Consider the following 7,589-nt stretch of genomic DNA (forward strand, 5'->3'; position numbering starts at 1 on the left):
GTTAAAAGTTTGATTTTAGGAAAGTACTTTCTATATATAGTTTTAATTATCAGAAAAATCAATTAAAATAAGAGGGAACTGAAAAAATTGTAAAAAGAGGTGGAATATTGAAAAGTTTTTGGGGTGGGAAAATAGTAGAGTTTCTTATTAGTATCGCAGTTATTCTTACTATAAGTTATTTGCCATTCTCTTTGTTTTTAGGGAATAGCCTTAGTTTTACTACATATTTAGAGAGGTTAGCTTCGCCAAAGGATATTGCACATATTGATACAAACACTATGCAGTCAATTCCTTTTTTTGAACGAATTATGGAACCGTATACGTATTCTATGACCATTCTATTAATTGCTACTTGTTTAACAATTATACTTTCAATTGGTCTTTCATTCGTCTACTTATTAGTTTCTTCTAAAATTAAAAAGGGGATTGAGAGTTGTTTAATTTTAATAGAATCAGTTCCAGATTTATTATTAATTTTTAGTTTACAATTATTTGCTGTATGGCTGTATAAACAGACAGGGTATCGCTTCGTTACTATTTATGCGTTTAATGATGAACGTGCCTATTTCTTACCTATTTTTTGTATGACTATCGTTCCAACTCTGCATTTTTTCCGTATTATCGTTTTATTTTTAATGGAAGAGAAGAATAAGCCTTATGTGGAATTTGCTCGTGCAAAAGGGTTTAGTAATAAATATATACTGTATGTGCATTTATTACGTAATATAATGTATCATCTGTTAAATCACTTACAGCCACTGTTCTTGTTCATGATTTCAAGCCTCTTAATGGTAGAAGGTGCTTTTAATATTACAGGGTATATGTCTTTCTTAGTAAGGGCAGGTACTTTAAATCCTTTAACGATGGCATGGTGGATTCTTTTATTATTTGTTCCATTCTATATTCTATTTGCCATTATACATTACCGAGTAAATCGTATTACAGGAGGGGCTTCTCATGATATATAGAAACTTTCGCTCCAAACGTTTTTTGTTTGGTGTCCTGTATTTTGTAGGGATTGTTGTAATTAGTTATCTTATTACGTGGTTTGGTAAGGATTTATATACGAGTAAGACGATCTGGATAAAAGATGAGAGTGGGAATGTTGTTGGGGCAGCTCCGTTCAATCCACTTACAATACCACCGCTCGGTACAGATCGTAACGGTTTGAATTTGTTTTTCCAATTATTGGTAGGGGCGAAGTTTACCATTTTATTCGTATTTGGCATATGTGTTGTACAAGTGTTTCTCGGTACGGTATTAGGTGTAATATTAGCTCATACACCATCTATAGTACAAAATTTATTTCAAAAAATATGTAAAGTGTATTTCTTCATTCCGACAGTGCTATGGGCGATTTTGTGGATGTTTCCAATCATGTTGCACAGTGAATTAACTGGATTTAATATGGAGATTATTATAAAGCAGTTTGCTGTTCTTTGTTTTGCGCTACTACCAGCTGTTATTCTTTATGTGAATCAAGAAATCAATTTATTTATGAAAAATGAGTTTGTTACTACTTCGAAAATATTAGGTGCTTCAAGGTTTCGGATTATTAGAAAGCATATATGGTTGTATTTAAAAGAAATTCTTGCCGTTCTTTTTTTACAACAGTTCGTTCAATTATTTACGTTATTAATTCATTTAGCGTTTTTTGGGATTTTAGTAGGGGGACGAGGTATAGATTATGATACGAGGAAACCATACTCAATTACGAATGAATGGGCGGGATTAATTGGTCTATACAAAAGTGAATTTTTAGCGGCACCATGGATTGTCATTGCACCACTACTATTCTTTACGGTTTCGATATTCGTTTTACATTTAATGATTAAAGGAATAAAGAAAGAGCAAGGTAGAGGCTTATATTCTATGGATAAAAAGACAAAGAATGAGCCATATGAACAAGGAAAGGAAAAGAAAGAAATAGATAAAGCTTTGTTCACTCCGGTATCGTCTAAATCGATAGAAAAAGGTAGTTAAGAAAAAAGAATTTGCTGTAAGGGCAAATTCTTTTTTTACTGCAGCGGGACTATGAATTTAAAAATTTTATAAGTTCCGTATTTAATTCATCTGCTTGATCGATGGGGGAGCCGTGGCCACTATTTGTCAGAGCATGTAGTTGCGCATTTTTAATCCGCTTTTGCGTAAGCTCAGCGCTTTTGTACGGGATAAGTTGGTCGTGAACGCCGTGGAATATTTTTGTCGGAACGTTAATCTTACTTAAATCTTTCGTTACGTCTTCGTTTGCAGCTGCTTGCAAAATTTTGATGAGAGCATAGGAAGCGGACTGCATACCGAGATAAGAAAACCATTCTAACGTAGCAGCCCCTAAGTTTCTATTAAAAAATGATAAAGATACGTCACTTAAAAACTTTGGTAAATTTACATACATTTGATTAATGAGCGCATCTGCTTGTTCTTTTGGTACACCGTAAGGAGATTCTTGATTTTTAACGAATGAAGGAGAGACCGCATCAATTAATGCGAGCTTAGAAATGCGGCGACCGTTATAGCGGGACATATAGCGAATAGAAAGAGCACCACCGACTGAAAAACCGACTAACGTAGCGTTTTCTACTTGAAGCGCTTCTAGAACAATCGCGATATCATCTGCTAATCGATCATATGTGTAACTAGTCCACGGTTTATCAGATTGCCCATTTCCACGTATATCCATGGCGATGCAGCGAAAGCCGTGCTGTGGTAAAACATTGAGTTGATATTGATACATTTGATGATTTAAAGGCCAGCCATGGACGAAAAAAACAGTTTTACTACCAGGACCGGGATTAACGTCTTGTACAAAAATATGCACATCTTTCTCGACCGTAACAAACATAAATTATCCCCCTATCCTATTCATACGCTCTATCCCAAAAGCGTTGTTTTGTCATCGCTTGAATAAATTCATTAGCCAGAAGTATAGCGTTTTGTTCTATTAAGACACCAGGTTTTCCTTCGATATTTAAAGATTGAATAATAGTAGAACCATTTTGGAAGGAACCAATTGGCTTAAAGTGATTATATGATTCTACGACAAATGAATTTGCTTTATTAAGAAAATGTTCATCCATATTTCCACCAATAAGAAGGAGACCATCGTAAAGAAGCGGCGACCCGGTTAAGAAAGTATCATTTACTTCCCACTGTACATTTTGTGTTCCTTGCACTGTGCCTAGTTTTTCAGAAATAATGATTGGTTGAAGACCAACTTGCTTCAATTGCTTTATTATATATTGTCCATTTTGTCCATCATATCCGTCTGCAACGATGATACCTACCCGTAATGTATGTGGACTAAAGGTCGTATTTGCCATGCTAAGTGCTGGAGAGACCGTTGTAACGCTGGACTCTTGAACATTTGGGATTTTTGCTCCGACTGCTTCGGCTACTAATGTGGCTAATTCTGTGCTAATATGCCCGATCATATTTACGACTTGTTGACGGACGGATTTACTTTTAACCTTTCCTAATTCAAAGGAGAAGGCTTGCATAATATGAACTTTTTCGACGTTACTCATACTATTCCAAAATAAGCGAGCTTGAGAGAAATGGTCTTTGAAACTAGCGGCTGTTTCTCTCGTTTTATGTCCAGATACAGTAGAAGGATATGTAACGAAACCGCCTTTTGTCCCAGGCACAGTGTAAGGGGAATTATTTGCTAAGGAGTTATTATGGTAAGCAACTTTTCCTTTATCGATTATATATTTAGAAGCGCCATCTCTCTGGTTATTATGAAAAGGACATACCGGACGATTAATCGGTAACTCTTGATAATTTGTACCGACGCGTGCTAATTGTGTATCAGTGTAAGAAAAGAGCCTACCTTGTAAGAGAGGATCATTGGTAAAATCAATACCGCGGACGATACTTCCGGGATGCAGTGCGACTTGCTCTGTTTCAGCAAATACATTATCGACGTTCCGGTTTAACGTCATTTTTCCGATGATTTTAACTGGGAAATCTTTTTCAGGCCAAATTTTCGTTGCATCTAATATGTCGAAATCATATTTAAATTCATCCTCTTCTTCTAGAATTTGAATGCCAAGTTCATATTCAGGATAGTTTCCAGCATTAATATTTTCCCACAAATCGCGGCGATGGTAATCTGGATCAGCACCGCCTAACTTTTGAGCTTCATCCCAAATTAATGAATGGACACCGAGCTTTGGTTTCCAGTGGAATTTTACAAAACGGGACTTTCCATTTTTATTAACTAAGCTGAATGTATGAACACCGAAGCCTTGCATCATTCGAAAACTTCGGGGAATCGCACGATCGGACATAATCCAGATCATCATTGCAGCTGATTCCTGGTTATTGGCGATAAAATCCCAAAACGTATCGTGCGCTGTTTGTCCTTGTGGAATTTCATTATGAGGCTCGGGTTTAAGAGCGTGAATAAGATCGGGAAATTTAATGCCATCTTGAATGAAGAATATAGGGATGTTGTTACCAACTAAATCAAAATTACCTTCTTCTGTATAAAATTTAACAGCAAACCCTCTTACATCTCGATTCGTTTCATTTGCACCTTTTGATCCGGCTACTTCAGAGAAACGAACGAAAAGCGGCGTTTTTTTTGAAGGGTCTTGTAGAAAGCTTGCCATTGTTAGTTCTTCCAAAGATTCATATAGCTCGAAAACACCATGTGCGCCGTATCCTCGTGCATGAACGACTCATTCAGGAATTCGTTCACGATCAAAATGAGAAAGTTTTTCTCGCATAAGGAAATCTTCTAGAAGGGTAGGGCCACGATCGCCGACGGTTAAAGAGTTTTCATCATTTGAAATTTTAACACCTGTATTTGTTGTCATTTCCTTTCCTTCATTATTACGTGTAAAGGATTCGAGCTGTTCTGTCTTTTTATTTTCTTTACCGTCCATATAAAACACCTCCCATAATATACGTATTATTGTTTAAAGTTTTTATGCTTACATGTAGCCTGAAGATATTGCTATTTTGGGATGATTTTCCTCAAATGTTCGATTTATCTTTGTTTGTCTATGAAAATCATTTATTATAATAAATGGTATTCTTCGAGATATTATTTTAAAGGGGTGTTGAAGTGAGAGAAAGTTTTCTAACATATAAAGAAGAAGAAAGGAATGCCAAAATCTTTTTATGGGTGCTATCTGTCATTGTTGTTGTATACCAAGTTCTTTATACAACTCTATTAGAAAATAAAGCACCAATGGGAAATTTGCATAGAGGAATGTGGCAAGCTATATGCGGAGTAGCAATACTGTGCGTGAATATATATTTAATCAAAAAAGAAAAAGCAACTCATATTAAATACGCAGGAATCTTCGTATACATAGGGATAGAAATCGCTAATATACTTTTGTATATGCTTTATAATAAGGCGGCATTTGATGGAACGAATGTAATAGAAATTATTCTCATTTTCTTTGTACCTATATTTTTAAATAAAAAATATTTTGTGTGCTTACTGGCGGCTATTATAGGGAAATATTTGATTTATTTATTTGTATTAGAGGAAGTAAAAGCGTTTATGTTCCTTATTATGTACACACTTGTATTAATAGCTGCATACATCATTTTAAATCGATTCTTGCAATATCTTTCAGCTGTAAAGAAAAGCATTAAGATTGCTAGTGAATCACAACAATTAGCAGTAATCGGAAAAATGGCAGCGACAGTTGGACATGAAATTAAAAATCCACTTGCTTCATTAAAAGGATTTACGCAATTACAGCGAGAGAAGCATGAGGAAGATCCAATTTATAAACGAATGATTCTTGAAATAGAAAATATGAACAATATGATTAGTGAATTGATGGAAGTTGCTACATGCAAACCTTCTGTTTATAAGCAACATGATGTAGGAGAGATTGTATTACAAGCAGCAGCAACTCTTCGCGAAAAAATGCGTGAGTCAAATGTTCAGCTTATTTCTAATGTGGAAGGAAATAAGATAGAGATTGAATGTGATGAACGAAAAATAAGAGGCGTATGTATATATATTATAAAAAATGCTCTGGAGGCAATGGAGCAAGGTGGAATATTAGAGTTACGAATAGAAAATAAAGATCAAGATTATGTAATGATTAGTATAATCGATAATGGCTATGGAATTAAGGATGAATATATAACGCGTGTTACCGAGCCTTTCTATACAACAAAACACGATAAAATTGGTCTGGGACTTACGGTGGCGGATCGAATTGTTACCGAGCACCGTGGTGAATTACATATTTCAAGTGAAAGAAATATTGGAACGAGAATAGATATTTCTCTCCCAAAAAAGTATGGAAATAATGAAATACAGGTAGAGGAAAAGCTAGGAGTTACCATATGAATAAAGACTATATATTTGAAAATGAAGAAATAAAGGCGCTCAAATCGTTTTTAAGCTTATTTTTTATTATATTTTTTGTATATGACCTTGCCTATGAATTTATTGTACCTTTAATAGGCGCAGAGCAAGAAGGGGTAGGAGTATTTGAAGATGGTTTAGGTTTATGGCTTTATGCTTTGATGATAATCTTATTTTGCACTGGAATATACTTTATGAAATGGAAGAATCCATTTATGGTAAAGTATATGATTCTAATTGGATATAATCTGTTAGATTTTATCCATAATATTATGATTTACTATGGTAGCGATGCTGAGTTTGATGGTGGAAATATAGTAGAAGGATTTTTTATTTTATTTGCACCAATCTTTGTAAGTAAAAGGTATTTTTGGTTAGTTGCAGGGATACTGGTTGGAAAGTACGCTCTTATAGGAATCATTATTCAATCTTCTCTCGTATTAATCCCAATGGCATTATGTAGCGTATTTGCTATTATATGTTGGATTATATTTTTGAGACTGCAATCTTATGTTCGTACGCTTGAGATGATGGATAAAGAAATAAAACAAACAGAAAAATTAGCAACTGTTGGGAAAATGGCGACAGCTATTGGCTATAAAATTAGAAGACCTCTAGCAAATTTGAAAAAACTTGTAAATAAGCAAGCAAACAAATATCCAGAAGACAAGATTTATAGTGATATTATGAAACAAGAGGTAGATCGAATTCATACAATTGCTACAGAACTTAGTGGGCTTGAGAAATCTAATTCGATAGAATCAGAAACTCATAATATACAAGAAATTATCTCTTATGTTATTCAAGTTATGGGCAAGCCCGCTTTAGAACAAGGGGTACACATACAAGGTATTTACAGTAAAGACATACCGCCAATCACATGTGATGAAAAACGATTAAAACAAGTGTTTTTTAACTTAATTAAAAATGCAATTGAAGCAATGTCAATTGGCGGAACGATTACGATTAAAGTTACCGTAGAAGATGGAATCATTGTTCAAGTGAAAGATGAAGGTTGCGGTATTCCAAAAGAGAAAATTCCGAAGTTAAATGAAGCTTTTTATACAACGAAAGAAACGGGAACAGGATTAGGATTAGTAGTTACAGAAAAAATTATTAAAGACCACAACGGTAAGATGAGTTTTGAAAGTGAAGTTGGGGTTGGAACGACGGTTAACATTATGTTGCCGATATAGTAGTGGAGTTTTAAAAAAAGAGATCACTTATTTAAAATGTACCCTATAGA

At 34.6% G+C, this 7,589-nt stretch carries 5 protein-coding genes and 1 pseudogene; 4 read left to right on the forward strand and 2 right to left on the reverse strand.

The genetic code is table 11. The annotated features are described in order from the left end of the window. Positions 1-107: 107 nt before the first annotated feature. Both DN410_RS20165 and DN410_RS20170 read left to right on the forward strand, forming a co-directional pair. Positions 108-968 (forward strand): ABC transporter permease subunit, encoded by an 861-nt coding sequence (locus DN410_RS20165; RefSeq protein ID WP_149177794.1) that lies wholly within the window; start codon positions 108-110, stop codon positions 966-968. Continuing rightward, positions 958-1,983, forward strand: coding sequence for an ABC transporter permease subunit (locus DN410_RS20170; RefSeq protein ID WP_149177795.1), 1,026 nt, complete (start codon positions 958-960; stop codon positions 1,981-1,983). Before DN410_RS20165 ends, DN410_RS20170 begins: the two co-directional genes overlap by 11 nt. A 49-nt stretch (positions 1,984-2,032) precedes the next feature. Here DN410_RS20170 and DN410_RS20175 read toward each other — a convergent pair whose 3' ends face one another. Both DN410_RS20175 and DN410_RS20180 read right to left on the reverse strand, forming a co-directional pair. After that, complete coding sequence (locus DN410_RS20175; RefSeq protein WP_149177796.1) at positions 2,033-2,842, reverse strand: alpha/beta fold hydrolase; 810 nt, start codon at positions 2,840-2,842, stop codon at positions 2,033-2,035. 16 nt (positions 2,843-2,858) lie between these two features. Beyond that, a pseudogene (locus DN410_RS20180) lies at positions 2,859-4,889 on the reverse strand (catalase). A gap of 182 nt (positions 4,890-5,071) precedes the next feature. On the opposite strand from DN410_RS20180, the gene DN410_RS20185 reads away from it, so the two are divergent. Continuing rightward, entirely contained in the window at positions 5,072-6,325 is a 1,254-nt protein-coding gene (locus tag DN410_RS20185; protein ID WP_149177797.1) for an ATP-binding protein, read from the forward strand. Then, positions 6,322-7,539, forward strand: a complete 1,218-nt coding sequence (locus DN410_RS20190; protein WP_149177798.1) for an ATP-binding protein — start codon at positions 6,322-6,324, stop codon at positions 7,537-7,539. The genes DN410_RS20185 and DN410_RS20190 overlap by 4 nt, the downstream gene beginning before the upstream one ends. Positions 7,540-7,589 lie beyond the last annotated feature (50 nt).

The sequence above is a fragment of the Bacillus sp. SH5-2 genome (genome assembly GCF_008368905.1).
GTDB classification, from domain to species: domain Bacteria; phylum Bacillota; class Bacilli; order Bacillales; family Bacillaceae_G; genus Bacillus_A; species Bacillus_A luti.

What these genes read in the sequence shown, in the direction of transcription:
- DN410_RS20175 (WP_149177796.1), bottom strand. Translation starts at nt 2,842, where the DNA reads ATGTTTGTTACGGTCGAGAAAGATGTGCATATTTTTGTACAAGACGTT.
- DN410_RS20190 (WP_149177798.1), top strand. Translation starts at nt 6,322, where the DNA reads ATGAATAAAGACTATATATTTGAAAATGAAGAAATAAAGGCGCTCAAA.
- DN410_RS20170 (WP_149177795.1), top strand. Translation starts at nt 958, where the DNA reads ATGATATATAGAAACTTTCGCTCCAAACGTTTTTTGTTTGGTGTCCTG.